This window comes from Acidovorax sp. LjRoot74 (assembly GCF_964254355.1).
Classification (GTDB): domain Bacteria; phylum Pseudomonadota; class Gammaproteobacteria; order Burkholderiales; family Burkholderiaceae_C; genus Acidovorax.
This window is the reverse complement of record NZ_CAXUTI020000001.1, coordinates 159,571-185,536: the sequence shown is the minus strand read 5'-3', so window position 1 is coordinate 185,536 and position 25,966 is coordinate 159,571. Positions and strand designations below refer to the sequence as shown.

Genomic DNA, 25,966 nt, shown 5'->3' with positions numbered 1-25,966 from the left:
CTCAGGCATCCAGCGACCAGTGCTGGGCCAGGATGCCCAGCCATTCGTGCAGCGCCAGGCTGCTGTCGGCCAGCGCGGAGGCCCGGGGCAGCAACCGGTACAGCTTGCGCGCCTGCCCGCCCTTGAAGCCCGTGGGTGCGGGCAGCACCTGCAGCCCGGCGCGCTCAAAATCCCGGGTCGCGCGCACCATGTGCCAGGCGTGGGTGACCAGCGCAATGCGCTCGATGCCTGCGGCCTTGAGCTGCAGCGCTGATTTTTCGGCGTTGTTGCGGGTGTCGAGCGATTCCACCTCGGTCCAGCGCACCTTGCCTTTGAACTCGCGCTCCACCACGTCTTTCATCACCAGCGCCTCGGCGCGCAAGCCCCCCGTCGATCCGCCGGTGGCCAGGATGGGCAGCCCCGTCTGCTGCTGCAGGTAGACGGCGTAACGCACGCGCTCGCGAGCACCCCGGCTGAGCACGTCCACACCGTACTCGGGGGCCACCGTGTCGGCCCCGCCCCCCAGCACCACAATCGCCTGGACTTTCGCCTGGGGCAGCTGCTGGGGCACCACGGCAGGGTGACGCTCCAGGCTGCGCACCAGCGCATCGGCCACGGGCGGCCACGACAGCGCCAGCACAGACAGCAGCGACAGCACCACCACGGCCAGGCCCGTTCGGCGGTGAAAACGTGCCAGCCACAGGCCCACAAACGCGAGCAGGATGCTGAACACCGGCGGCATCAGCAGCGCGGACAGGATTTTTTTGAGGGCAAACAGCATAGGGGTCACATCCGAGGCGGCGATCATGCCAGCACGCAGCGGCCGGTACCGGCCGGGGCTGCCGCCTCCCGCCGGTCAGTGCAGCCAGCGGCGCTGGGCCAGAAAGTCCAGCAGTGCAGCGTCAAACCCTTCGGGGTCTTCCAGCTGCGGCCAGTGCCCGACATGGGGCAGCTGCAGTGTTGTTGCATCGGGCAGCACCTGGGCCAGCGCCTGCAGGGCCACCGGCGGGGTGCACCGGTCCAGATCGCCGCCCACCAGCAGCACCGGCATGGCCAGCTGCGCCAAGGCGGCCGCGCCCCGGTCAAACATGGGCAAGGCCTCCAGCGCGCGCCGATAGGCCCCCGGGTAGACCTGGGCCAGCGCGTGGCTGGCCAGCCGCACGCCCTCGGGCAGCGCGCCGGTGCCGATGAACTGCGGCACCAGCGTCTGCGCCAGTTGCTCCATGCTGCCGCCGGTGTCCAGTGCCGCGAGGGCGCGCAGCCGGGGTGCCACCCAGTCTTCCACCGCCTGCGCATCCAGCGCAGGGCCGCCCGCGCACAGCACCATGCGGCGCACCTTGGAGGGGTCGCGCACGGCCGCCTCCAGCGCCACCATGGCACCCATGCCGTGCCCGACCAGCGTCACGGGGCCACCCTGCAGCGCATCGATCAGGGCCAGGCAACTCTGCGCCAGCGCCTTGAAGGTGTAGGGCTCCACAGGGGCACTGCGGCCATAGCCGGGCATGTCCCAGGCCACGGCGCGGTAACCAGCGGTGGCCAGGGTCTCCACCTGCGGAGCAAACGTGAGGTGGTCGCCATCGGCGTCGTGCAGCATGAGCACGGTGGGGCCCGAGCCCAGGCTGGTGAAGGTAGGAAGGACGGCCATGCGGTGTGGAACCAGTAAACCCCGCAACAGCGCGGTGGTGGGAGCCGCCTGATAATAGTTGCTCCCTTCCATTGCCCCCATTGCTGCCCCTGCGGGCGCCGCTCTTCGTGAACCCCTCGCCTCCCCGCCCCGCCCTCGCCCTGCCCCCGAGCTTTTCCACGCGCGAGTTCCGCAATGCGCTGGGCATGTTCGCCACGGGCGTGACCATCGTCACCGCCCGCAATGCGGCGGGTGAGCTGGTGGGGCTCACGGCCAGCTCGTTCAACTCGGTCTCGCTGGAACCCCCGCTGGTGCTGTGGAGCCTGTCGCATGGCGCCAGCAGCCTGCCCGCTTTTGCTGATGGCTCGCACTACGCCATCCATGTGCTGGCCGCCGACCAGAAAGCCCTGGCCGAGCGGTTTGCCACACGCGGCATCGACCGCTGGGCCGGGCTGGAACACCGCCCCGGCATCAGCGGCGCCCCGCTGCTGGCCGGTGCCGCTGCCACCTTCGAGTGCTTCAACCGCAGCCAGTACAAGGAGGGTGACCACACCATCTTTGTGGGTGAGGTCGAACGCTGCGAGCACCGCGAGGGCGCACCGCCCCTGCTGTACCACGGCGGCAAGTTCTACACCGAGCACCCGTTGTGACCACCGCCACCGTGGCCGTGCGCCACGTGAACATCGGCGCGGCCCGGCGCCTGAAGATGGGCGAACGCTCCATCCTCAGCGCCATTGGCAAGACGCCCGCCACCGGCCCCGTGGCCGTGGGCCCGCTGGGCCTGGCGGGTGACGAGCAGGCTGACCTGAGCGTGCACGGTGGCCTGGCCAAGGCGGTGTACGCCTACCCCGCCGCGCACTACGCGTTCTGGCAGGCGCAGCGCCGCGAACGGGGCGTGAGCCTGTTCGACGAAGCACTGCCTCCGGGTTTTCTGGGCGAGAACCTCACCATCGACGGACCGCTGGAGCACGAGGTGTTTGTGGGCGACGAGTGGCATTTCCCCGACTGCGTGCTGCGCGTCACCGCGCCGCGCGAGCCCTGCTTCAAATTCACCGCCGTGATGGGGTTTGCGCAGGCGGGCCGCGCGATGGCGGTGGCGGGCTGCTGCGGCTACTACCTGGCGGTGGACCGGCCCGGCACCCTTGCCGCCGGACAGACTGGGACCGTGGTGCCCGGGCAGCGCGGACTGAGCATTGCGCAGGCGTTTGCGGGCAAGTTCGCCAAACACGCACGCTGAGGACAACAGCTGCCGGGAAGGCTCAGGCGTCACCGTGGCAGCAGACGCAGAGCTTGTTGCCCTCGGGGTCGCGAAAGTACGCGCCGTAGTAGTTCGCGTGGTACTCGGGCCGCAGGCCGGGCGGGCCTTCGCAACGGCCGCCGTGCTGCAGAGCCAGCGCGTGCACGGCGGCCACCGTGGCGCGATCGGCGGCCAGCAGCGCATTCATGGCCCCATTGCCCGGCACGGCAGGCTGGCCGTCAAAAGGCCGGCCAACAAGAAACAGCGGGCGCGCCACCCCAGCGGTCTGCCACCCGGCCCAGGGGCGGGCGGGCTCGGTAAAACGCAGCACCAGCCCAAGGCGTTCCAGCACGGGGCTGTAGAACGCCATCGCCCGGTCAAAGTCGTTCACGCCGATGAACACATGGGACAGCATGGCAGGGCCTTTCGCACGACGCGTCACTCGCCGCGCTTCAACGCACCGTATCGGGCAGCTCGATCTTGACTTCGAGCACTTCCAGATTGTCCTGGCGCTCCAGGTGCACCTTGAGGTCGTCGGGGTTGATCTTCACGTACTTGGAGATCACGGCCACCAGCTCGCGTTGCAGCGCGGGCAGGTAGTCAGGCTCGGCAGCATTGCGGCCGTTGCGTTCGTGCGCCAGGATGATTTGCAGGCGTTCTTTGGCCACGCTGGCCGTTTTTTTCTTTTCGCCGAGGAGAAAGGAGAGGAAAGAAGCCATGGCTTATTTGCTCCCGAACAGGCGTTTGAAGAAACCAGGTTTTTCCGCCTCGATGAAGCGCAACGGCTTGTCCTGGCCCAGGAAGCGGTCGATCACGTCCTTGTAGGCCTCGGACACATCGGTGCCCTGCGCATGGATGGCGGGCGTGCCCTGGTTGGACGATTGCAGCACCACTTCCGACTCCGGGATCACGCCAATGAGCTTGATGCGCAGGATGTCCTGGATGTCCTCCAGGCTCAGCATCTGGCCATCTTCCACCCGGCTCGGGTTGTAGCGCGTGATGAGCAGGTGCTCCTTGATCGGCTCGCCGCCTTCAATCGCACGCTTGGTCTTGCTGCCCAGCATGCCCAGGATGCGATCGGAGTCGCGCACGCTGGACACCTCGGGGTTGGTCACCAGCAGCGCCTCGTCGGCAAAATGCATGGCCATGAGGGCGCCGCTTTCGATGCCGGCGGGCGAGTCACACACGATGTACTCAAAACCCATCTCGGCCAGGTCCTTGAGGATCTTCTCCACGCCGTCCTGGGTCAGGGCGTCCTTGTCGCGCGTCTGGCTGGCGGCCAGCACGAACAGGTTGTCGCACTGCTTGTCCTTGATGAGGGCCTGGTTCAGATTGGCCTCGCCCTGGATCACGTTGATCAGGTCATACACCACGCGGCGTTCGCAGCCCATGATGAGGTCCAGGTTGCGCAGGCCGACGTCAAAGTCGATCACGGCGGTCTTGTGGCCGCGCAGGGCGAGGCCGGTGGCAAAGCTGGCACTGGTGGTGGTCTTGCCCACGCCACCCTTGCCGGAGGTCACGACGACGATTTTGGCCATGTGTTGCTGATTCTCTGTGGGTTGATACGAATGGGGAATGAAGGGATCAGGCCAGCGGCTCGATGAGGAGCTTCTCGCCCTCCAGCCGCACCTGGGCGGGCTTGCCGCGCACCTCGGCGGGCAGCTCGGTCTCGGTGGTGCGGTAGATGCCTGCGATGGAAACCAGCTGGGGCTCCAGGCAGGTCGAAAAGATGCGGGCTTCGGTGTTGCCCCGCGCACCGGCAATCGCGCGGCCGCGCAGCGGGGCATAGACGTGGATGTTGCCGTCGGCAATCACCTCTGCGCCAAAGCTCACCACCGCCATCACCACCAGGTCGGCGCCGCGCGCATACACCTGCTGGCCGGAGCGCAAGGGCTTGTCCACCACCACCGTGCCGGGGCCGGGCATGGGCACCTGCACTTCGCGCACCACTTCGACCTCGACCTCGCGGATCACCTCGCGCACCACTTCCTGCACTGGCGCGGGTGCCTCGGCACGCGCGGGGGGCGCATCGGGCGCGGCGGCCAGGCCTGCAGCACGCGCAGCGTCCATCTGGGCGGGGCTGCCACCGCGCACGGCCACGGGCAGGGTGCTGTGGCGGCGCAGTTCGGCCACGATGGAGGCAAAGTCAATGGTGTCTTCGGACTCGCGCACGGGGGCCAGGTCGATCAGCACCGGGTCGTTGTCAAAGAAGCCCGGGGCGTCGGCCACACGTTCCGCCAGGTCGGCCGCGAACTGCGCGGCGTCGGTGGTCTTGAGCAGCACAGCCACCACGGGCAGCGAAGCGCTCTTGAGGTCAAAGCTGGTGCGGGCCTGGGCCGCCGTCGTAAGGGCCATGGATGGAAGGGGAGTGCGGGAAGAAGCGCGGTACCGAACTTAGAAGCCGCAAAGTGTACCGTGGGCCTGCGCCGGGGCCGATTGCGCCACGCCAGGACAAGGCAATGAGGTTGTCTCAGGCTGTCCTGGACAGCCTGCCGCTGCACACGGCGTGAGGACTTCACACCAGACCACAGGTAGCGCAGGGACAGTACCCAACGGTAGCAGCTCCATCGCGATGCCTGCCTACCTTGCATCACGGCTTGCCCCGGGCAGGGTGCCGGGCCGAATTTCGGCGAGAAGCGCGACATCGAGAAAGGCCCAGGCCGCCGGGCAAACGAGGTGGTGGTACAGCAGTTCGGTATTCAGTGGCCCACGCAACCCGGGCCCGTGCCTCTTCACCCACCAGGGCACATCCTTAGCCACCACGATCTGACAGCCCGATGACATATGCCCGCAACCTGCTTGTGTAGGACAAATGCCATACCTGGCTTCCTGCGCGGCGGTGACCTCTGATAATGCTTCGCGCAAAGCAGCAGGCCATGCTCGTGGCGCCCACACCACCCGGGCAGCCTTCACGGGCGTGACACGCACGATTTCTCCAACCTCCTCAACTGCAAGGACGAGCACTAATGTTGAATGCCTTGAATGCCCCCATCCCAACCCCCCCAGGACAGTTGCGCACACGGATGCCTTTGCGCGCGGCTTGGGCCGCGTATTGCACCGCGCTGCTGTTGGCAGGATGCGGCGGGAGCGACTCGGCCGATGCACCCGCTCCGGCTCCGGCTCCGGCTCCCGCACCGGCGCCAGCCCCTCAACTCGCGGCCCCCTCCAATTTCAAGGTCACGGCCGTGTATGGGGGCGTCGAAGCTCTGCGCTGGAGCACCACGCCGGGCGCCACACGTTACGAGCTGTACGCAGACCCGGACGGCCAGGGTCCTCTGCCCGAAGCCAAGCTGGACGACTACACCAACGCGTCCCCACGCGGCTTCAGATATGTGCAGGACGATTCCGGCGGGTTCACCGGCAGTATTCTCAATACCTATACAGAGCCGTCTGTACGACTCAACGCCACCTACCGCCTGCGCGCGTGCGACAGCACGGGGTGCGGCGCCTTCACGAATCCACAGGCCTTCGACATCACCCAAGGCATAAGCTATGGGTTTGCTTCGGGATACAGCCCGCTTACAACCAACTCGGAGGCCTATCGCCTCCAACCCGTGGTCTCCCGGGACGGCCTCACCTTGGCCATCCGCGCTGTCACGGGGGGCGCGAACTCGACCGTGCTGGTGTTTGGCCGCAGCAGCGCAACCCAACCTTGGGTGCAGCAGGCTTCGCTGCGCGCCAGTGACTATGCGGTAGACCATTTTGTCCTCTCGTCCGATGGCAGCACCTTGGCCGCGCGCGCGATGAAGCAGATCTCGGGGCAACAGGGCACCCGTGTTGTCACGGACGCTGTGCTCGTCTATCAGCGCACCGGCAACAGCTGGACCCAGCAGGCCCGCCTGGACACGAGCAACCCACCCACGGCATGCACCCAACCCTGCCAGGCCGAGCTGGCCGAGCACATGGCGCTGTCTGCTGATGGCGGCCTGCTGGCCCTTTCTGCAACGACTCCATCCGCCCAAGGTGGCGCGGCAGCATCCAGCGAAGTGTTCACATACACCCGCACGGGGACCGGCTGGGCGCCCCAGGCGTCATTGAATGCGGAGGGCCCTGTCATTGCCGCCATGGCCCTGTCCGGCAATGGAAGCACCCTCGCCGTCAGCGCCCGCGATCCGCAGCTGACTACGGCGACGCCCCCGGTACTGGTTCTGGCCCAGAACGGCAATGGCACCTGGGTCCTGCAAGATCGCCTGCCCGCCAAGCTGGCCGTGTATCAGCCCTTCTCGGGCGCGGTTCAATACGGAACCATGGCCCTGTCCAGCGACGGCAACACGCTGGCAGTCCACGCCTCCAATGGGCAGAACCTCATGTTGTGCAGCGTGGCCGCGGCCTCCAGCGTGTACGGCATCGCTCTGTATGCCCGCGACAACGGTGCCTGGCAGCGCCAAGGCCAGGCAGCGATCGCCCTCGACGGCCTGGTGGGGGGTTGGGCTCCTTGGGCGTTGGCCAGCGACGGGAATGCCTTGGTGTACGGCGGCACCATGTTCGCACGCACCAACGGCACCTTGGTTTGCGCCTGATCACCAGGTTTGCCCCCCACGCCCCCATGGTGATTGCCCGCAAGCCCCACCTCGATGCCCTGGCTGTGTCCCTGCTGCTTGCCTGCTGCATGTTCTGGGGCTTCCAGCAGGTGCTGGTCAAGGCCACGGTGGCCGAGGTGGCGCCGGTGTTCCAGGCCTTTGTGCGCTTTGCGCTGGCCACGGTGGCGGTGGCCGCCTGGTGCCTGTGGCGGGGCGTGCGGCTGTCGGCAGCGGGCGAGCCCGCCGGGGCGGCACGCGCCGGGCTGCTGGCGGGGGCGCTGTTTGCGGGCGAGTTTGCGTGCATCTACCTGGGCCTGCAGTACACCAGTGCCTCGCGGCTGACCGTCTTCCTGTATGCATCGCCTTTCTGGGTGGCGCTGCTGCTGCCGCGCTTTGTCCCTGGCGAGCGCCTGCAGGGCTGGCAGTGGCTGGGCCTGGGCGCTGCCTTTGTGGGCGTGGGGCTGGCGTTGGGTGACGGGCTGCTGGGCCCCGCCAATGCCGCCCTGCCCCAGGCCTGGCTGGGCGACCTGCTGGGGCTGGCGGCGGGCCTGATGTGGGCGCTGACCACGGTGGTCATCCGCACCACCCCGCTGGCGCGCGTGGCGCCTGCCAAGCAACTTTTCTATCAAGTGGCGGTGAGCACTGCGGTGTTGCCGGTGCTGTCGCTGGGCCTGGGCGAAGCCTGGGTCTGGCAGTTCAGCGCGTTTGCCTGGGGCTCGCTGCTGGTGCAGGCACTGGTGGGCGCGTTTGTGAGCTACCTGGCCTGGATGTGGATGCTGGCGCACTACCCAGCCACCAAGATCTCAGTGTTCGTTTTTCTCACGCCCGTGTTTGCGCTGCTGTTTGGTGCGCTGTGGCTGGGCGAACCGGTCACGCCCGGGCTGGTGGCGGCGCTGGTGCTGGTGGCGGCGGGCATTGTGCTGGTGAACCGGCGGCCTGCAGCGGCGTGACCTTCGCGCAAGAAATATCAGCATAAAAAAGGCACTTACCGCCTTATCAGCATGCGTTTTAAGCTATTTATTTGATAGTAAACCGCTGCACAGCCCGGTGGCGCGCACCATCAGCCCAGCAAACCCAGCGCGTACCGCGTGCCCAGCAGCTCCTGAATGCGCGCACCCAGCGCCACACCTTCACCGTCCTCCAGCCGCGTGAACTGCCGGGTCCAGGCCTCGGACTGCACAAATGCCGGAAACCGGGGCGGCTCGCCCCACAGCCAGTCCGGGTGGGTGGCCCGGGGACTTCGGCCGAACACATGCAGGTGCATCTTGCGGTGCAGCGCGGGGGTTTTGGGCCTCAGAGCCTGTTCAAAGTCTTTTTGGAGTCGCACAAGTACCTTGTCGGGATGGGATGCAAGGCGCGGTGCGCAGTGGATAGCCCGGCTATCCACAAGCGCCGCAACGCCGCAGACCGCCCGACAAGGCACTTGCCCGAAGGGTTGGAGTGAAATCGGGCGATTGGACGCCTCGACTGCTTGCATGGGCATGAGCCCATGCGGCGCGTCCGAAGCATCCACTCCTCCCGATTGCACTCCAATGCGATCTCCAAAAAGACTTTGAACAGGCTCTAGGGATGGGCCAGCGGGTTCAGCGCGTTGTTGCCCGCCTCCCAGTAGTTCAGGCAGCCACCGGCGAGCTGCGGCAGGGTGTCGAGCATGGCCCGGCCCGTGGCCGCCACCAGGCAGGACCAATGCGCCAGCTCTTGGGGCGTCAGCTCGCTGCGTTCCCAGACGGGGCGCGGCGGGTGGACCAGCACATGCCCGCCATCGCTGCGGTGGTTCATGGGCAGCGCGGGCAGGTCTACCGTGCCACCGGCACAGCGGATCAGGGTGGTGTGGATGTTCAAGGGAGTTCTCCGAACGGATGGAAAGGCGGGTGAAACGGGGGCATAGCCGGGGCGCACGTCATCCATCGCGGCGCGGCGCCCAGCAGGCGATGGCCGTGGCCGACAGCAGCAGCGCCGCCCCGCCATAGACCCAGGCCGACGGTGCCAGTGGCAGCAGCACACCCGCCAGCACCGGGCCCGCACCCGCGCCCAGGTCGCGCCACACCGAGCGCGTGGCCAGCGCCTGGATGCGCCCCGGCCCCGGTGTGCGGCGCGCGACCAGGGGCGGCAGCAGTGGCAGCAGCAGGGCCCGCAAGACCACGATGGCAAGCGCGCTGCTCCACAGCCACCCCAGGCCAAAGCCCACCAGCGCCACCGACGTGAGCACCGCAAAACCCACCAGCAGCACTTCGGCCCCGTAGCGCTCGGCCAGGTCGCCGCCCACCGCGCTCAGCACGATCTCGGCGAGGTAGCGCACCGACAGCAACAGCCCCGCCACGACCACCGGATGGCCCGGCAGCACATCGCGCCCCAGGTAGGACAGGCCGATGATGAACAGGCCGTCCAGCACCAGCCCCTCGACAAACGAAAAACGGTCCAGGCGGCCCGGCAGCCTGCCCCAACGCTTGGGCGGTGGCGGCGGTAAGGCATGTGGCTGGGCGGGCAGGTGCCGCGTGGCCAGCAGCGCGCACACCGCGACGACCGCAAACACCCAGAAGATGGCCCGGGGCCCCAACCACAGCGCACAGACTCCCCCCGCAGGCAGGGCCAGCATGGGCCCCAGCGCGGCAAACGCGCGCGACTGCCCGGCGCGGCGCGCAGCGCCCATGGGCTCGGCCGTGGCCAGCGCCTGGGTGGCGAGGTTGAGCGCCGCAAAGGCCAGGCCCCACAACAGCCGCAGGCCCAACAGGGCGATGAACCCGCTGAGGGTGGCATACCCCAGCGCGCACCCGGCGGCCACCAGCACCGCCAGCGAGCAGGTGAGCCGCTCGCCATGGCGGGCATAGAACCGCGCCACCGCCCCGTAGCCCGCGATGCGCACCAGGCGGTTGGCCGCGAGCAGGAGGCCCGCCTCGAACAGGGTGACGCCAAACGCCGGGGCAAACATGGGCAGCAGCAGGTAGAGCACCGTGTCGCCGGGGAGTGCCAGGCCCAGCGCCAGGGCAGCACGGCGTGAGTGGTGGTCTGAGGCTGAGGTGTTGGCTGAGGGCTGTGGCATGGCCCGCATGGTGCGCGGCGGCAACAGTGGCGACAAACGATATTGCTGCGCCCCATGCGTGACAAAATTGCACGCATGTCACCCCGTCTGCCCCCGCTCAACGCCGTCCGCGCCTTTGCGGCGGCGGCGCGCCACCAGAGCTTTACGCGCGCTGCGCTGGAGCTGCATGTCACCCACAGCGCCATCAGCCGCCAGATCAAGGCGCTGGAGGAGCACCTGGGCGTGGACCTGTTCGAGCGCAAGACGCGGCAGGTGCTGCTCACGGCGGCGGGGCACCAGTTCCACGCACAGGTGGGCCCTGCGCTCGCGCAGATCGGCGCCGCCGCCCAGGCGCTGCGCGGCGATGCCGGGCTGCGCAGCGTGAAGATCAATGTGCGGCCCAGCTTTGCGGTGCGCTGGCTGATCCCCCGGCTGCCGGGTTTTGTGGCCCAGCACCCGGACATCGAACCCCAGGTCATCACCAGTACGTTGGCGCCAGACCATGCCACCGAAACCTTCGACCTGGCCCTGCGGCGCGGCCCGCGCGGGTGGCCGCCGGGCATGCAGGTGCAGCCGTTTCTGGAGGACGAGGCGCTGGTGGTGGGCGCACCCGCCCTGTTCGCCCAGCGCCCGGTGGCGCAGCCCGAGGCACTGTCGGCCCACGTGCTGCTGCTGTCCAAGTCGCGCAGCAAGGACTGGGAGAGCTGGAAGAAACTGGTGAACGCGCCCGCGCTGCAGCCCGCCAGCTGCCTGCAGTTTGACCACCTGCACTTTGTGCTGCAAGCCGCCGTGGATGGGCTGGGTTTTGCCGTGGCGCCGGTGTCGCTGATCACCCACGACCTGGCCTCGGGGCGGCTGGTGTCGCCGCTGCCCGGCTTGCGGCTGCCGCTCACGCGGCACTACTTCGGCACGGCCCCGGACCCGTCGCCGGAGACGCTGCGTTTGGTGCAATGGCTCAAGGACGCCATGAACGCCCCGGGGCCTTCCGCACCCAACCCCGCACGCACCGTTCAAGCATAAAACTGCCCTCTTCGCGCATTCAGTATGCGTTATTAGCTATATTTTTAATAGCAAACGCAAATCACTCACCGTCACCCATCCACCGCGCCGTGCCCGACACGCGGATGGAGCTGCCCGCCTGCGGCCCGATCTCGGCCCGCAGGCGCGAGCGCATGCCCATGTCCTCGCCCTGCACCACGTCAATGGCACCACCGTGCGGCCAGCCCAGGTCGCGCAGGTAGCCCGCCAGCGCGGCCGTGGCGGCGCCGGTGGCCGGGTCTTCCAGCACTCCGCCCGAGGCAAAAGCGTTGCGGGTGTGCAGCAGCCGGTCAGACTCCACCCACACCAGCACGATGGTGACGAGCTTGGCGTTCACCATCAGCGTGCGGCCCGCGTCCAGCGCGTAGCGCATGGCCGCCAGCGCCGCGCGGCTGCGCAGGGCCAGCACCAGATGGTCGGCCCCGCCGTGGATGAGCGCGGGCGGAATGCGCGGGTCCAGATCGGCTGCGCCGAGCCCAAACAAAGCCAGCGCATCGGCCAGCAGCCCTGCAGGCGCGGGCCCGCTGCGCGTGGGAGGCGACTGCAGCGCCGCCTGCACCAGATCGCCCGCGCGGCGGCCTTCGACCGTGATCTCGGCCTGGCTCAGCGACAGCGCAAACACGCCGTCGCCCTCGCGCTGCGCGAGTGCGGCGCCCAGGGCAATCGTGGCGTGGCCACAAAAGGGCACCTCGCTCTCGGGCGAGAAATAGCGCACCAACCAGCGGGCGCCACCCAGCGGGGCGGCAAACGCGGTTTCAGAAAAACCGACCTCGGCAGCGATGCGCTGCATGTCGGCGGGTGTGGGGAGCTGGTCACCGATCCACACGCCGGCGGGGTTGCCGCCCTGGGTGCCGTCGGAGAACGCAGCAATCTTCTGGAGTGCCATGGTTTTGACGAAAAAAGAAGGAGGAGGGGAGAGGGCTGTCACACAGCACAGTCGCTGCAACAGAAATCACCGCAGCAGCGTGACGCAAAAATGAACAATGAGCGCGGAGGCCAGCAGAACCCCACCCAACCGCAACGCGATCCATCGAAACGCCGCATACAAGGGCTCGTTGTCCCGGCGATCAAGGTGGTCCACGACCACCGACAGGAGCCCGAGCACGCCGCAAGCCATTGCTCCAAGCGCAAGCCACAGGGGCCCATCGCTCAACACAACCAGCGAGCGGCCCCTGCCTGCCGATAGCTTTAACTGGTTGGAATACACCGCCGCCACACCAAATACGACAAGACAAATAGCCAGCGCAACATTCCCGACCAAGTGCTCACGGCGAAAGCGATTGGGAACATGCTTGGCTTTGTCAGCGGTCGGCTTCATGGGTAATCACCACAAGAAATGTGCTCGACAAGCATCGTGCCAAGCTCCGATCGGCTCACAGCTTCGGAATCCGGATCCGGCTGATCATCAGCGACCCCGATACCGCAAACACCAGCACCAGCGGGTGCAGCGTGAAGCCGCCGATCAGCACCTTGCCAAACCACAGGTGCTCGCGCACCGCGCCCATTGCACCCGCCAGCGCCATCAGGCCCACCAGCACGATGGAGGTGGGGATGGGGGTGCCCTCGAAATACTTCACCTTGCCCGTGCCTTCCGACAGCGTTTCGGCCGTGACGTTGTAGCGCGCCAGGCGCGACACGCCGCAGGCCACGAAGTAGGCCAGCACGATGCGGTCGTACATGCCCTGCATGCCGCAGCCGTAGGCAATGATGGCCGGGGCGACGCCGAACGAGATCACGTCGGCCAGCGAGTCCAGCTCGCGGCCCATGGCCGAGCTTTTCTGGCGCCAGCGGGCGATGCGGCCGTCCAGCACGTCAAACACCAGCGCGGCCAACACCAGGGCGCAGGCAAAGTAGATGTGCACGATGTCGCCCGTCTCCAGGTACGACATCACCGAGAACAACGCCCCCACGCCACAGAACGCGTTGCCCAGCGTGAACCAGTCCGCCAGGTGGAACTCACGGATCATCGAAAAACGCTTGGGGGGGTTGGGTGTGTTCATGAAAGGGGCGCTGTGGTGCGCGCAGTGGACATCAACGGCATTATGGGCGCGCCGCCGGGGGGGCCACGCCGCCTTCGCCCACCTTGGCCAGGATGAAATCGATCAGCGTGCGCACCGAGCTGGTCTGGTAGCGGTTGGGCATGTAGAGCAGAAACATCTGCGTGCCAAACACGCTCAGGCGGTAGTCATCGAGCGCGGTCACCAGGTCGCCCTGGTCCACCAGGTCCTGCACCACGTAGTCGGGCATCAGGCCCATGCCCAGGCCCTCCAGCACCGCATCGCGCAGGAAGAGCATGTTTTCGGACAGCAGCGTGGACCGGGGCAGCACCTCTTCGCGCTGGCCGTTGCGGTAGGCGGCCACGCGCAGCTCGCGGCCGATAAAACCTGCGGAGATGAGCGGCACCGCGCCCAGGTCGCTGAGCTGCCGGGGCAGGCCCTGGGCCCTGGCATACGCCTGCGAGGCGCAGACCACATACCGCACGGCCCCCAGCGGGCGGGCCACCAGCGTGGGCGGGGGCTCGGTCATGATGCGGATGGCGATGTCCACGTCCTCGCGCACCAGGTCGCTCACGCGGTTTTCGAACACCACCTCCAGCAGGATGCCGGGGTACAGGCGCTTGAACTCGATCAGCCACCTGGCCATGACCACCTGGCCGTAGCCCACGGGCATGCTCAGCCCCACGCGGCCCTGCAGGCTCTTGCCCAGGGTGGCGATGGTCTCCTGCGCCGCCAGGATCTCGTTGACGATGCTGCGGCCATGGTCATACAGGCGCAGCCCCACCTCGGTGGGCTCCACGCGCCGCGTGGTGCGGCGCACCAGCTGCACGCCCACCGACTTTTCGAGCTGGGCGAGGTGGTAGCTCACATTCGCGCGGCTCATCTTGAGCTTGCGCGCCGCCAGGCTGAGGTTGCCCGCGTCCAGGATCTCCACCAGCAGGGTCAGGGCAGAGAGGTCCAGGCGGTCGGCAGCCGGTGGTTTGTCAAAATTTTTCATACAGAGTGTCAATGCTTCATGGGATTGTCAAGAAATCCTGTCGCCACAACAATGGGTGTTCTGCTCCCCCTGATGCGTCCATGGCCACGACCCCTGCTTTGCAATCGCTCCCCCCTCTCCACCCCCCGTTCACCCGGTCCGCCCCCATCCGCAGCCTGCAGGACGTGCAGCGGCTCGAAGCCCGCCCCCTGGCCGAGGCGTTGCCGGTGCAGAGCACCTACGAAATTTTTGTGAACGCGGCGGCGGCGTTTGGCGACAAGACGGCGCTTGCCTTTCTGCCCACGGCCGACCCGGCGGCCGAGCCCATCCGCTGGTCGTACGCGCAGCTGCTCACCGGCATTCACCAGACGGCCAACCTGCTGCACCACCTGGGCGTGGGGCCTGAAGACGCCGTGGCCGTGCTGCTGCCCGGCTGCCTGGAATACCACCTGGCCCTGTGGGGCGGCGAGGCGGCGGGCATTGTGCAGCCGCTCAACCCCATGCTCACCGACGAAAAGATCGCGGCCATGATGACCCTGGCCCGCGCCAAGGTGCTGATTGCCTATGGCGGCGAGGGCGACCTGGGCTACTGGAGCAAGGCCCTGCGTCTGCGCGCCCTGGTGCCCACACTGACCACTGTGCTGCGCGTGGCCCCGCACAACGCAAGCCCCGGTGCGGCAGGCCCGTTGCCCGCAGGCGTGCAGGACCTGGCCACGCGCCACCAGTACCCTGGCGACCACCTGGTGAGCGGCCGCCGCATTGTGGCCAGCGACATCGCCGCGTACTTCCACACCGGTGGCACCACGGGCGCGCCCAAGCTGGCGCGCCACAGCCATGGTGCGCAGGTGTTCACCGCCTGGGGCAGCGTGCAGATGCAGGGCATCGCGCCGGGCGACGTGGGCATCAACGGCTACCCGCTGTTCCATGTGGCGGGCGTGCTGCCGGGCTCGCTGGCGGCGCTGTCGGCGGGGGTGGAGACCCTCATCCCCACCACCGGCCTGTTCCGCAACCGCGAGGTGATTGCCAACTACTGGCGCCTGGTGGAGCGCTACCGCTGCACCTACCTCTCGGCCGTGCCCACGGTGCTGGCCGCGCTGGCCAATGTGCCGCTGGACGGCGCCGACATTTCCACCCTGCGCTACTGCCGCACGGGCGCGGCCATCCTGGCGCCTGAGCTGGCGGCGCGGTTCGAACGCCTGTTTGGCCTGCACATCCACGAAAGCCTGGGCATGACGGAGATGGCGGGCATCTCCACCATCACCCCACCCGGCGTGAACGCGCCCGCAGGCTGCGTGGGCTGGCGGCTGCCCTACACACAACTGCGCGTAGTGGCGCTGGATGCGCATGGCAATGCATCCGACCAAGACATGCCGCCCGGCCAGCCGGGCATGGTGCTTTTCCAATCGCCCAACCTGTTCTCGGGCTTCCTGGACGCAGCCGACACGGCCAAGGCCTTCACGCACGACGGCTGGCTGGCCACGGGCGACCTGGGCTTTGTGGACGAGCAGGGCCGCCTGCACCTGAGCGGCCGCTCCAAGGACCTGATCATCCGCAGCGGCCACAACATCGACCCCAAGGTGATCGAGGACGCACTGGGCGCCCACCCCGCCGTGCAGCTGTGCGCCGCCGTGGGCGCGCCCGATGCCTATGCGGGCGAGCTGCCCATGATCTATGCCACGCTGGTGCCCGGTGCCGCCCCGGTGACCGAGGCCGAGCTGCTGGCCTTCACCGCCGAGCGCGTGGACGAGGCCGTGGCCCGCCCGCGCTGGGTACAGGTGATCGAGACCATGCCCGTGACCAACGTGGGCAAGATCTACAAGCCCGAGCTGCGCCAGCGCGCCGCCTGCCACACGGTGCAGGCGCTGGTCGATGGCGCGTGCGCCGCCGACGCCCTGGGCCAGCCCCGGCCGCAGGTGCAGCCCGAGGGCGACAACGCAGTGCGGGTGACCGTGGCCCCCGGCCCGGGCGCTGACGCGCTGGCTGCCCGCCTGCGCGAACTGCTCGCGCCCCTGCCCCTCACCGTCCACACCACCACCGGCCCCGCCGCAGGGAGCCCCGCCACCCCATAAGCCCATGGCGTGACAGCCAGGCCCCGGCCCGCCACCATGCATGGCGCAGCCGCTGAGCGAATTTTGATAACCATGACAGGAGACAAACCATGCCCTTTTCCCGCCTGATGAACCGCCGCACCTGGCTGGGCGCAGCCGCCCTGGCCGCCGCCTGCACCGGCACCTCTGCCCTCGCGCAGGCCTACCCGAACAAGCCCATCAAGATCGTCGTGCCCTTTGCCCCCGGCGGCGCCACCGACGTGCTGGCGCGCGTGCTGGCCGAGAAGATGGCCGTGGGCCTGGGCCAGCCCATGGTCATCGACAACAAACCCGGCGCGGCCGGCATCATCGGCACCGACGCGGTGGCCAAGGCGGCACCCGACGGCTACACCCTGCTGCTGGGCCTGAGCAACTCCATGCTCACCAACCAGTTCCTCTACACCAAGCTGCCCTACAGCCCCGAGAAGGACATTGCGCCCATCTACCAGATCGCCATCGCGCCCCTGGTGCTGGTGGCCCACCCCAGCGTGCCCGTGGCCACCGGCCCCGAGCTGCTGAAGTACGTGGCCGCCAACAAGGGCAAGGTGGCCTATGGTTCGTATGGCACCGGCGCGTATCCGCACCTGGCCGGGGCCTACATGAGCCTCACGCAGAACGCCGACATGAGCCACGTGGCCTACCGGGGCGAAGCACCCATGGTGCAGGACCTGCTGGGCGGCCAGATCCAGATCGCGTTTGCGAGCGCGCTGCAGGCCAAGCCCCACATCGAGGCGGGCAAGCTCAAGGCCATCGGCGTGAGTGGCGAACGCCGCATGGGCACGCTGCCCAATGTGCCCAGCCTGGCCGAGCAGGGCCTGAACGACGAGGCCTACCGCGTGGCGGGCTGGCTGGCGTTTGGTGCGCCCGCAGGCACGCCGCCCGCCATCCAGGAACGCATTGCCGAGGAGGTGCGCAAGGCCACGCAGCTGCCCGACGTGGCGCAGCGCATTGCGGCCATGGGCTTTGATGTGCAGAACAGCTCGCCCGCGCTGTTCTCCGCCGCGATTGCCAAGGAGCGGCCGGTGTGGGAGCGGCTGATCAAGGCGTCGGGGGCGAAGCTGGACTGACGGGTGGAGGGGCGGGCTGCTTGGTGCATCCCGCTTCCTTCATGGCGCCCCCGAACACTCCCTCTCCCCTCGCGGGAGAGGGCCGGGGAGAGGGGGTGATAAGGCACAGCCCCTTGGCACAGGCCCCCTCTCCCCCCCTCTCCCACGGGGGGAGAGGGAGTCACACCGCAGCGCCGCTGGTGCTCAAGTGGTTTGGGCCTGATCCAGCAGTGCGGCCATGCAAAAAATCAAACAAAATGGCCGTTACCGCGCGTCCAGCATGCCTGGATAGCTATGGATTTTGTAGCTTTTCAACCCGCTCAGCCGCAAACGCCACATACCAGTCCAGACACCCCGGGTTGGCCATCGCGTCCTTGTTCACCACCTTTTCGATGGGTTGGCCCAGCAGCAGCTTCTTGATGGGCAGCTCCTGCTTCTTGCCGCTCAGGGTGCGCGGCACCTCGGCCACGGCAAAGATGTCGTCGGGCACAAAACGTGGGCTCAGGGCCGTGCGCACGGCGCCGTTGATGCGCGCGCGCAATGCGTCGTCGAGCGCATAGCCAGGGCGCAGCACCACAAAGAGCGGCATGTAGCTCTCGCGGCCCAGGTACTCCAGGTCCACCACCAGGCTGTCGAGCACCTCGGGCAGCAATTCGACCGCACTGTAGATCTCGCTCGTGCCCATGCGCAGGCCGTGGCGGTTGATGGTGGCGTCAGAGCGGCCATAGATCACGCAGCCGCCGTTGGCGCCGATCTTGAGCCAGTCGCCATGCCGCCAGACCGCGCCCATGCTCGTGGAGCCGTCGCCACCACCCGGCTGGCGGCCGTGGCCTGCGGGGTACATGTCGAAATAGCTCGACAGGTAGCGGCTGCCGTCCTTGTCGCCCCACAGGTACAGCGGCATCGACGGAATCGGCTGCGCACACACCAGCTCGCCCACCGCATCCTGCACCGGGCGGCCCTCGGCGTCCCATGATTCCACGGCCGCGCCCAGCATGCGGCATTGCATCTCGCCCGGCACCTGCGGCATCTCGCGGTTGCCGCCGATGAAGGCGCCGCAAAAGTCGGTGCCACCCGAGATGTTGTTCCACCAGATGTCATGCGTGCCGATGGCCTCGAACTGCGCCGTGCCCCATTGCTGCACCTCGGGCGACAGCGGCGAGCCGGTAGTACCCAGCGCACGAATGCGCGTCAGGTCGCCGTAGTCGGCCAGCGTGATGCCCGCCTTCATGCAGTTGGCAAAAAACGCCGCGCCCGCCCCGAAAAAGGTCACGCCCGTTTCGGCCGCAAAGCGCCACAGCACGCCCCAGTCGGGGTGGTCCTTGCTGCCGCCCGGGTTGCCGTCGTAGATCACGCAGGTGGTGCCCGACAGCAAACCCGAGAGCTGTGCATTCCACATCACCCAGCCGGTGGAGCTGTACCAGTGGTAGCGCTCGCCAAAGCTGTTGGGCTCGTAGCTGCAGCCGATGTCGTTGTGCAGCACCTTGAGCTGCAGCGCCACCAGCACCGTGCCGCCATGGCCGTGCACGATGGGCTTGGGCAGGCCGGTGGTGCCGCTGGAGTAGACGATCCACAGCGGGTGATCAAACGGCAGCCACATCGGCTCGAAAGCCGTGGTTTCAGCATCATTTTTGGCCGTTGCGCCCGTCCAGCTTGCCCAACCAGCTATCGAAACAGAAGCATCCAGATTGCCCAGCAGCACCGCGTGCTGCACGCTGGGCAGGGACTCGCGCAGCTCGGCCAGCACGGGGCGGCGGTCGTGGTCGCGCCCGCCATAACTCACACCATCCACACCGATCAGCACCTTGGGTTCGATCTGGCGGAAGCGGTCGAGCACCGCGTGCGTGCCCATGTCGGGCGCGCAGATGCTCCACACGCCGCCGATGCTCACCGTGGCCAAAAAGGCAATCATGGCTTCGGGCACATTGGGCAAATAGGCGGCCACACGATCGCCGGGCTGGATGCCCTGGGCCTTGAGGTGCAGCGCCAGCGACGCGACCTGGCGGCGCAGCTCGGGCCAGCTCAGCTCGCGGTGCTGGCCCTTTTCATTGCGGCTGATGATGGCGGGCAGGCCCGCCGCGTGGGCCGCATCCACATGCCGCAGCGCCTGGCGCGCGTAATTGACCTGGGCGCCGGGAAACCATTGCGCGCCCGGCATGGTGTTCTTCGCCAGCACGGCCGTGTGGGGCGTGGGCGATTCCAGCTTGAAATAGTCCCACACGCTTTGCCAGAACGCATCCAGCTCGGTGGTGGACCAGCGCCACAGCGCGTCGTAGCTGTCGAACTGCAGGCCGCGCTGGTCGCGCAGCCAGTTCTGGTACAGGCGGATCTGGGGGATGTAGGGCGGGGTGTTGTGTTTTGTCTCCATGGCGACGCAGCGTACCAGCGGCACGGTGCACAGGCCAGCCACGCCCGTCACCCGGTTGACAGCAGGGTGAAATGCATGTTTCGCACATTCGTGCTAAATTCCACTTCATGGACGCCAAAACACAGAAAGCCGAGCTCACCCGCGCCGCCATCGTCGGCGCGGCGCTGGACCTGGCTGCGGCCGAGGGGCTGGAGTCGATCACGCTGCAGGTCGTGGCCGACCGGGTGGGCCTGTCCAAGAGCGGCGTGTTCTCACGCGCCGGCTCGCGCGAGGCGCTGCAGAAAGCGGTGATCGAGGAGTTTGGCCGCCGCTTTCTGGCCGACGTGTTTGTGCCCGCCATGCAGCACCCCAAGGGTCTGCCGCGCCTGCAGGAGATCATGCGCCGCTGGATTGCCCGTACGCGCGACGTGGAGGCCTTCACGGGCTGCATCTACACCGCAGGCGCCTTCGAGCTGGACGACCGCGAGGGTGAGCTGCGCGACCTGCTGCACTCTGAAATCACCCGCTGGCGCGCTGCCTTGCGCCGCACGGTGCTGCAGGCCATCGAGGCCGGGCACCTGGCGGCCGACACCCCGCCCGATCAGCTGGTGGGCGAGATTTATTCCCTGATCATGGGCCTGTTGCACGACGTTCGCTTCCTGCGCGATCCGCAGGCAGTGGCACGCACCGAGGCGTCCTGGGCGCGCCTCGTCAAGAGCTACCTCCCCTCCCCCGCCTGAGACGCGGTGGTGTGCCATGGAGACCTCTTGTTTTTTTATGCCTTAATTTCGCACAACCGTGCGAAGAAAGGAAACACCATGTTGATCATCCTGGGCATTGCCGTCATCGCGGCCGCAGCGGGCGCCTTCCGGGCGCTGTGCAGCACCCTCACCAGTCTCCCGCGCAGCAACCGGGACTGGATCTTTTACTGAGCCGCGCACAGCGCCCGCCCCACTCCATCCCTTCCGGAGCCCCACCATGACTGCCTCCTCGTCCTCCTCCACCGCGCTGCAGGCCACCGCTGGCTACTACGGCGAACACCCCGGCATGCGCCTTGTGCGCCTGGCGCTGGGCACCACCGAGCGCCTGTGGCCCGCGCTGGCTGTGCGTGCAGCCTCGCGCCTCTTTGGCACGCCCCTGCCCTTGCGCGCCCCCGGCCGCCATGCCATGCCGCCCGGCCACTGGCGCACAGAGCGCCTGGCGTTTGAAGACGCCGAGATCACGCTCTATCTGCCCCAGGCCCAGCCCCACGGCCCCACCGTGCTGTTGCTGCACGGCTGGGGCGGCCACGCGCGCCAGATGCTGCCGCTGGCCGACACCCTGGCCGCGCGCGGACTGCGCCCGGTGCTGGTGGACCTGCCTGCACACGGCGGCAGCCGGGGCCGCGTGAGCAACCTGCCGCAGTTCGCCCGCGCCATCGAATACACCACGGCCCGCCTGCATGCGCAGGACTCGGCGCCCCACGCCGTGGTGGCGCATTCGCTGGCAGCCAACGCAGCAGCGCACGCAGCCAGCCGGGGCCTGGCCACCGGGCGCCTGGTGCTGCTGGCGCCGCCCGCTTCGCCGCACGAATACACGCGCCTGTTCGCGCAGGTGTTCGGCCTGTCCGAGCGCACCCGCGCGGCCATGCAGCGGCGCATCGAGGCGCGCGAAGGCATCCTGATGCGCCAGTTCGAGCCCCCCGCCGTGGGCCCACGCATCGCCCTGCCCACGCTGGTGGTGCACGACCGGGGCGACCGCATCAACCGCTTTGCCGACGGCGAGGCCTACCGCGACCACATCGCGGGCGCCACGCTGCTGGCCACCGAGGGGCTGGGCCACCGCAAGATCCTGCAGCAGGCCGAGGTGCTGCAGGCGGTGGCGGACTTTGTGGCCGCATAGCGCCCGCCGCACCAGCGTTTGCAACAGCGCCCGCAAACGCTGGCCCGGCGCCCTCACACCGCCCACAACCCCTGGCTTGACTGCGGTATTGCCGGTGCCGTAGCGCAGCCATTGCCTACACTGGCGCCCTTTTTCCCGTTTGCGCCAACCCTCTGGCGCCGTCCACGGACGGTACCGCGCCAACGCCCTGCCTTGCCGCGCCGCTGGTTCCCACGCGCGCATCGGCTCCGGGCCCGGCCCTCTCTTCATCGTTGCGATGCGGCGTTCCGGCAAGCCACCCCTGCGGGTGTGCCTGCCATCCGCCAGGCCGGCCCGTCTTTCCTTCCGAGATGCGCAGCAGCCGCTGCGGTCGGCACCTGCATGTATGCGCTTTATTCGTGCATGGCGCACGGGTACCGCATATGCCTTGACCGCCCAGCGTGCCCGGTGGCACGCTGCTGCGGCGCCGATGCGGCATGCCGCGTCCCGCACGCCGCAAGCCAGGCAAAGCCCGGCACACGGCGCCGCGCATCTCCTTGTCGATTCAGCAGAAGAAAGGTGATCCATGGAACTTCTTATCTCGGCGGGGCTGATCCTCGCCATTGTGCTCTGGGGCGTGGCGGCGCCGGACTCGCTCGGCGCCGTGTTCGACACGGCCCTGGCGGCCATCACGCGCAACTTCGGCTGGTTCTACCTGTGGGTGGTGCTGGGCCTGGTGGTGATGGCGCTCATCCTGGCGTTCAGCCGCTATGGCGACCTGAAGCTGGGCCAGGAGGACGACGAGCCCGAGTTCTCCATCGGCGCGTGGTTTGCCATGCTGTTTGCGGCGGGCATGGGCATCGGCCTGGTGTTCTGGGGCGTGGCAGAGCCCATCTCGCACTACGGCACGCCGCCGCCGGGCATCGCGCCGAACACGCCCGAGGCCGCCAACGCGGCCATGCGCTACAGCTTCTTCCACTGGGGGCTGCACCCCTGGGCGGTGTACAGCATCGTGGCGCTGGCGATTGCATTCTTCCAGTTCCGCCGGGGCGGCTCGGCGCTGGTCAGCACGGCGGTCATGGCGCTGCCCTGGGCACCGCTGCAGGGCATCGGGCCCGTAGTGAACATCCTCGCGGTGATCGCCACGGCCTTTGGCGTGGCCGCCTCGCTGGGCATGGGTGCGCTGCAGATCAACAGCGGCCTGGCAGCCACTATGGGTGTGCCCGTGAACGAAGCCTGGCAGGTGGGCATCATCGTGGTGACCACGGTGCTGTTCCTCACCTCGGCCGTGTCGGGCGTGGCGCGCGGTATCAAGTGGCTGTCCACTTTCAACCTGGTCATGGCCGCACTGCTGGCGCTGGCGGTGTTCGTGCTGGGGCCCACGGTGATCATCATCGACAGCTTCACCAACACGCTCGGCAGCTACCTGAGCGAGTTCGTGCGCATGAGCCTGCGCATGACGCCGTTCCGCGACAGCGGCTGGGTGAGCGGCTGGACGGTGTTTTACTGGGCCTGGTGGGTGAGCTGGTCGCCTTTCGTGGGTCTTTTCATCGCACGCGTCTCGCGGGGGCGCACGATTCGCGAATTCATCCTGGGCACCGTGCTGGCGCCCACGCTGGCCGCGTTTGTATGGTTCTCGGTGTTCGGCGGTACGGCGCTGCACCTGGAGATCATGCAGGGCGTGCCTCTGTCGGAAGCCGTCAAGGCCGATGTGTCCACCGCACTTTTCGCCATGTTCAACGCCCTGCCATGGGGTGCCGTGATGTCATTCGTGGCCACCGTGCTGGTGCTGGTGTTCTTTGTCACCTCGGGCGACTCTGCCACGCTGGTGCTGGGCATGATGAGCACCGGCGGCAATGAGAACCCGTCGGCGCGCGTCAAGATCACCTGGGGCGTGCTGGTGTCGGGCATCGCCATCAGCCTGCTGCTGGCCGGTGGCGTGAAGGCGGTGCAGACCGCCACCATCGTGTTCGCGCTGCCGTTCACCGCCGTCATCTTGCTGATGGCGCTGGCACTGTGGCGCGGCGTGAAAGCCGACTGGGAAGCCGAGGACCGCCGCGACCGCGCACTGCGCCGCCGCCTGCGTGAAATGGCGGGCCCGGCCACGCCGCCGCAGCCGTAGCCCGGCGCCATAGGCGCGAGGGGCGGTGTGCATGCGTCTATCATCCGCAGCCACACCGCCCCCAGCGTCCCTCTGTCCCCTCTTTCTTCTTGCTTCGCGGCTGATACCGGTACCGACACCCATGCCCCTGCTCATGTCCGCCTGGCCCGCCGTGGTCCTTGTGCTGCCCGCCCTGGTGCTGGTGTCGGCCATTGTTTTTCTGGCCAAGGGCAACCGCCGGGCGTTTGCGCAGCTGCTGGCCCTGGCCGCGTGTTTCCTGATCGGCGCGCTGCTGATGGAGTTTTTCACCTTCATGGGCGCGCTCATGGCGCGCGCGGGCAGCCAGCACACCACGCCCGAGGTGGGCACGGGCACGCGCCAGCTGCTGGCGACCATTGCCAACCCCCGCTCCATCACCGCACCGCCGCTGTCGCTGGCGGCCTTTGCGGCGTACAGCATCCCCGCGTCTTACCTGTGGCTGGTGGTGACCTGGGGGCTGCACCTGCGCGGCAAGAAGCCGGGCACAGCCAAGAAAAAATCTGCCAAAGGCACGCGCAAGACCGCCAAGGACTGAGCACCTGGGGGACCGTGGCAAAGGGGATTAGCCCACCGCGCACTGCATGTGGCCGGGAGCCCGAACTTTGAAGGTTTTTTGGCCTTCTCCGCGCGCTAGCGTTGCCTTAATAGCTATTATTCTCATAGCAATCGTCCACACAACGGCTTGACCCAGGGCAAACCCCGCCGCGCGGGCCGCGCCCACAATGGCAGCCGCTTGGGCCGCCTTGCTCGGCCCTGTTGGATTTCCCCCTGCCATGACCACCACCCACCACAGCGACGTGCTCATCGTCGGCGCAGGCCCGGCGGGCCTGTCACTGGCCATCTCCCTGGCGCAGGCCGGGTTCACCGCCACGGTGGTGGAGCAGCAAAGCGACAACGCCCTGGCCCAGCCCGCGCCCGATGGCCGCGAGATCGCACTCACCCACCCCAGCCGGGCCACGCTGCAGCGGCTGGGCACCTGGGCCCACCTGGCAGACCACGAGGTGGGCCAGATTGCCGAGGCCCAGGTGCACGACGGCCCGCTGGGCCACCACAGCGCGCTGCAGCTGAATGCAGCCAGCGGCGCCCAGGGTGGCGCGTCCGGTGCCGCAGCCCCCGGCCCGCTGGGCTTTATCGTGCCCAACCACGCACTGCGCCGCACGGCCCACACCGTGGCGGCACACACGCCGGGCGTGCGCCTGCTCACCGGCACCCAGGTCACCCGCGTGGCCACGCTGCCCGGCCATGCCGAGCTGGACTGCGTACCCGCCAGCACAGCCCCTGGCGACCACACCACACCCCAGCGCCTCACGGCCCCGCTGCTGGTGGCTGCCGACAGCCGCTTCTCGGCCACGCGCCGCCAGCTGGGCATCGGCGCACAGATGAGCGACTTTGGCCGCACCGTCATCGTCTGCCGCATGCGCCACGCCCAACCCCATGGCAACGTGGCGCACGAATGTTTTGGCTACGACCGCACCCTGGCCGTGCTGCCCCTGCCCGATGACCCCCAAGAGGGGCATGCACTGTGTTCGGTGGTGGTCACGGCGGGTGCGGCCGACGCGGCGGCGCTGATGGCCCAGAGCCCCGAAGCCTTTGCCGCGCAGGTGCAGGCCCAGTTCAACGACCGGCTGGGCCCCATGGCCCTGGTGGGCGAGCGCCATGCCTATCCGCTGGTGGCCGTGTACGCCCAGCGTTTTGCGGGCCACCGCTGCGCGCTGCTGGGCGACGCCGCCGTGGGCATGCACCCAGTCACTGCCCATGGCTACAACCTGGGCCTGGCCGGGGTGGAGCGGCTCACTGCCGCACTGGTCAGCGCGCGCCAGCGCGGGCTGGACATCGGCAGCGCCGACGCACTCGCGCCCTACGCCCAGGGCCACCACCGCCACGCCTGGCCCATCTACCAGGGCACCAACGCCATCGTGCGCCTGTACACCGACGCCCGCCCGGTGCCGCGCCTGCTGCGCCAGCTGGTGCTGCAGGGCGCGCGGCGCCTGCCGCCGCTACAGGCGGCCATCGTGGGGCAGCTCACGGGCAAGGCGCCCGCGTGGATGCGGGTGCTGGCGCCCGGGCAGGCGGCGGAACCACGACAGGTATAGAGCGGTATAGAGAGACAGAGCGGC

26 protein-coding genes are annotated in these 25,966 nt (G+C 68.2%); 12 read left to right on the top strand and 14 right to left on the bottom strand.

Annotated elements, in window-relative coordinates:
- Position 1 precedes the first annotated feature (1 nt).
- On the bottom strand, positions 2 to 760 hold the full coding sequence (locus tag ACSQ3O_RS00865) for a YdcF family protein (protein WP_436137524.1): 759 nt from the start codon (positions 758 to 760) through the stop codon (positions 2 to 4).
- 75 nt (positions 761 to 835) lie between these two features.
- Positions 836 to 1,624, bottom strand: a complete 789-nt coding sequence (locus ACSQ3O_RS00860) for an alpha/beta fold hydrolase (protein WP_436137523.1) — start codon at positions 1,622 to 1,624, stop codon at positions 836 to 838.
- Between the two features lie 107 nt (positions 1,625 to 1,731).
- On the opposite strand from ACSQ3O_RS00860, the gene ACSQ3O_RS00855 reads away from it, so the two are divergent.
- Together ACSQ3O_RS00855 and ACSQ3O_RS00850 are read left to right on the top strand one after the other, a co-directional pair.
- Entirely contained in the window at positions 1,732 to 2,253 is a 522-nt protein-coding gene (locus ACSQ3O_RS00855) for a flavin reductase family protein (protein WP_436137522.1), read from the top strand.
- Positions 2,250 to 2,840 (top strand): MOSC domain-containing protein, encoded by a 591-nt coding sequence (locus ACSQ3O_RS00850; protein WP_436137521.1) that lies wholly within the window; start codon positions 2,250 to 2,252, stop codon positions 2,838 to 2,840. Before ACSQ3O_RS00855 ends, ACSQ3O_RS00850 begins: the two co-directional genes overlap by 4 nt.
- A 22-nt stretch (positions 2,841 to 2,862) precedes the next feature.
- Here ACSQ3O_RS00850 and ACSQ3O_RS00845 read toward each other — a convergent pair whose 3' ends face one another.
- The 4 genes from ACSQ3O_RS00845 to minC are packed head-to-tail and all read right to left on the bottom strand — an operon-like array spanning position 2,863 to position 5,195.
- Positions 2,863 to 3,255, bottom strand: coding sequence for a VOC family protein (locus tag ACSQ3O_RS00845; protein ID WP_436137520.1), 393 nt, complete (start codon positions 3,253 to 3,255; stop codon positions 2,863 to 2,865).
- A gap of 37 nt (positions 3,256 to 3,292) precedes the next feature.
- Positions 3,293 to 3,559 (bottom strand): cell division topological specificity factor MinE, encoded by a 267-nt coding sequence (gene minE, locus ACSQ3O_RS00840; RefSeq protein WP_024813570.1) that lies wholly within the window; start codon positions 3,557 to 3,559, stop codon positions 3,293 to 3,295.
- 3 nt (positions 3,560 to 3,562) lie between these two features.
- Positions 3,563 to 4,378 (bottom strand): septum site-determining protein MinD, encoded by an 816-nt coding sequence (gene minD / locus ACSQ3O_RS00835; protein ID WP_298451522.1) that lies wholly within the window; start codon positions 4,376 to 4,378, stop codon positions 3,563 to 3,565.
- A gap of 46 nt (positions 4,379 to 4,424) precedes the next feature.
- Positions 4,425 to 5,195: a septum site-determining protein MinC gene (gene minC, locus ACSQ3O_RS00830; protein ID WP_137747305.1), complete on the bottom strand. Its 771-nt coding sequence runs from the start codon at positions 5,193 to 5,195 to the stop codon at positions 4,425 to 4,427.
- Positions 5,196 to 5,863: 668 nt separating this feature from the next.
- On the opposite strand from minC, the gene ACSQ3O_RS00825 reads away from it, so the two are divergent.
- Together ACSQ3O_RS00825 and ACSQ3O_RS00820 are read left to right on the top strand one after the other, a co-directional pair.
- Positions 5,864 to 7,360, top strand: coding sequence for a hypothetical protein (locus ACSQ3O_RS00825; RefSeq protein WP_436137519.1), 1,497 nt, complete (start codon positions 5,864 to 5,866; stop codon positions 7,358 to 7,360).
- Between the two features lie 26 nt (positions 7,361 to 7,386).
- A complete protein-coding gene (locus ACSQ3O_RS00820; protein ID WP_436137518.1) occupies positions 7,387 to 8,310 on the top strand; it encodes a DMT family transporter in 924 nt (307 codons plus the stop codon).
- A gap of 110 nt (positions 8,311 to 8,420) precedes the next feature.
- Here the strand turns inward: ACSQ3O_RS00820 and ACSQ3O_RS00815 are convergent, their stop codons facing one another.
- From ACSQ3O_RS00815 to ACSQ3O_RS00805, 3 genes are all read right to left on the bottom strand, one after another.
- Positions 8,421 to 8,687: a hypothetical protein gene (locus tag ACSQ3O_RS00815; RefSeq protein ID WP_436137517.1), complete on the bottom strand. Its 267-nt coding sequence runs from the start codon at positions 8,685 to 8,687 to the stop codon at positions 8,421 to 8,423.
- A gap of 236 nt (positions 8,688 to 8,923) precedes the next feature.
- Positions 8,924 to 9,202, bottom strand: coding sequence for a hypothetical protein (locus tag ACSQ3O_RS00810; protein ID WP_436137516.1), 279 nt, complete (start codon positions 9,200 to 9,202; stop codon positions 8,924 to 8,926).
- Between the two features lie 58 nt (positions 9,203 to 9,260).
- On the bottom strand, positions 9,261 to 10,409 hold the full coding sequence (locus tag ACSQ3O_RS00805; RefSeq protein WP_375708154.1) for an MFS transporter: 1,149 nt from the start codon (positions 10,407 to 10,409) through the stop codon (positions 9,261 to 9,263).
- 66 nt (positions 10,410 to 10,475) lie between these two features.
- Here ACSQ3O_RS00805 and ACSQ3O_RS00800 point away from each other — a divergent pair, with 66 nt between their 5' ends.
- Entirely contained in the window at positions 10,476 to 11,399 is a 924-nt protein-coding gene (locus ACSQ3O_RS00800) for a LysR substrate-binding domain-containing protein (RefSeq protein ID WP_436137515.1), read from the top strand.
- Between the two features lie 61 nt (positions 11,400 to 11,460).
- Here ACSQ3O_RS00800 and ACSQ3O_RS00795 read toward each other — a convergent pair whose 3' ends face one another.
- From ACSQ3O_RS00795 to ACSQ3O_RS00780, 4 genes are all read right to left on the bottom strand, one after another.
- A complete protein-coding gene (locus ACSQ3O_RS00795; RefSeq protein WP_436137514.1) occupies positions 11,461 to 12,303 on the bottom strand; it encodes a PhzF family phenazine biosynthesis protein in 843 nt (280 codons plus the stop codon).
- Positions 12,304 to 12,369: 66 nt separating this feature from the next.
- The gene (locus ACSQ3O_RS00790; protein WP_137747312.1) at positions 12,370 to 12,735 is read right to left on the bottom strand and encodes a hypothetical protein; all 366 of its coding nucleotides are present in this window, start codon (positions 12,733 to 12,735) and stop codon (positions 12,370 to 12,372) included.
- 55 nt (positions 12,736 to 12,790) lie between these two features.
- Positions 12,791 to 13,417: a CDP-diacylglycerol--serine O-phosphatidyltransferase gene (pssA, locus tag ACSQ3O_RS00785; protein ID WP_298451499.1), complete on the bottom strand. Its 627-nt coding sequence runs from the start codon at positions 13,415 to 13,417 to the stop codon at positions 12,791 to 12,793.
- A 40-nt stretch (positions 13,418 to 13,457) separates the two neighbouring features.
- Positions 13,458 to 14,375 carry a LysR substrate-binding domain-containing protein gene (locus ACSQ3O_RS00780; RefSeq protein WP_436141053.1) on the bottom strand — a complete coding sequence of 306 codons (918 nt, stop codon included), beginning with the start codon at positions 14,373 to 14,375 and terminating at the stop codon, positions 13,458 to 13,460.
- Positions 14,376 to 14,491: 116 nt separating this feature from the next.
- On the opposite strand from ACSQ3O_RS00780, the gene ACSQ3O_RS00775 reads away from it, so the two are divergent.
- Entirely contained in the window at positions 14,492 to 16,459 is a 1,968-nt protein-coding gene (locus ACSQ3O_RS00775) for an AMP-binding protein (protein WP_436137513.1), read from the top strand.
- 89 nt (positions 16,460 to 16,548) lie between these two features.
- Positions 16,549 to 17,544, top strand: coding sequence for a Bug family tripartite tricarboxylate transporter substrate binding protein (locus ACSQ3O_RS00770; RefSeq protein ID WP_436137512.1), 996 nt, complete (start codon positions 16,549 to 16,551; stop codon positions 17,542 to 17,544).
- A gap of 271 nt (positions 17,545 to 17,815) precedes the next feature.
- Here ACSQ3O_RS00770 and ACSQ3O_RS00765 read toward each other — a convergent pair whose 3' ends face one another.
- Positions 17,816 to 19,891 carry an acetoacetate--CoA ligase gene (locus tag ACSQ3O_RS00765; RefSeq protein WP_436137511.1) on the bottom strand — a complete coding sequence of 692 codons (2,076 nt, stop codon included), beginning with the start codon at positions 19,889 to 19,891 and terminating at the stop codon, positions 17,816 to 17,818.
- 107 nt (positions 19,892 to 19,998) lie between these two features.
- On the opposite strand from ACSQ3O_RS00765, the gene ACSQ3O_RS00760 reads away from it, so the two are divergent.
- The 5 genes from ACSQ3O_RS00760 (at position 19,999) to ubiM (ending at position 25,942) form a co-directional block, all read left to right on the top strand.
- On the top strand, positions 19,999 to 20,610 hold the full coding sequence (locus tag ACSQ3O_RS00760) for a TetR/AcrR family transcriptional regulator (RefSeq protein ID WP_436137510.1): 612 nt from the start codon (positions 19,999 to 20,001) through the stop codon (positions 20,608 to 20,610).
- A 238-nt stretch (positions 20,611 to 20,848) separates the two neighbouring features.
- A complete protein-coding gene (locus ACSQ3O_RS00755) occupies positions 20,849 to 21,751 on the top strand; it encodes an alpha/beta fold hydrolase (protein WP_436137509.1) in 903 nt (300 codons plus the stop codon).
- A gap of 544 nt (positions 21,752 to 22,295) precedes the next feature.
- Entirely contained in the window at positions 22,296 to 23,831 is a 1,536-nt protein-coding gene (locus ACSQ3O_RS00750) for a BCCT family transporter (protein ID WP_436137508.1), read from the top strand.
- A 121-nt stretch (positions 23,832 to 23,952) separates the two neighbouring features.
- Positions 23,953 to 24,384, top strand: a complete 432-nt coding sequence (locus tag ACSQ3O_RS00745) for a hypothetical protein (protein ID WP_436137507.1) — start codon at positions 23,953 to 23,955, stop codon at positions 24,382 to 24,384.
- Positions 24,385 to 24,622: 238 nt separating this feature from the next.
- A complete protein-coding gene (ubiM, locus tag ACSQ3O_RS00740) occupies positions 24,623 to 25,942 on the top strand; it encodes a 5-demethoxyubiquinol-8 5-hydroxylase UbiM (protein ID WP_436137506.1) in 1,320 nt (439 codons plus the stop codon).
- Positions 25,943 to 25,966 lie beyond the last annotated feature (24 nt).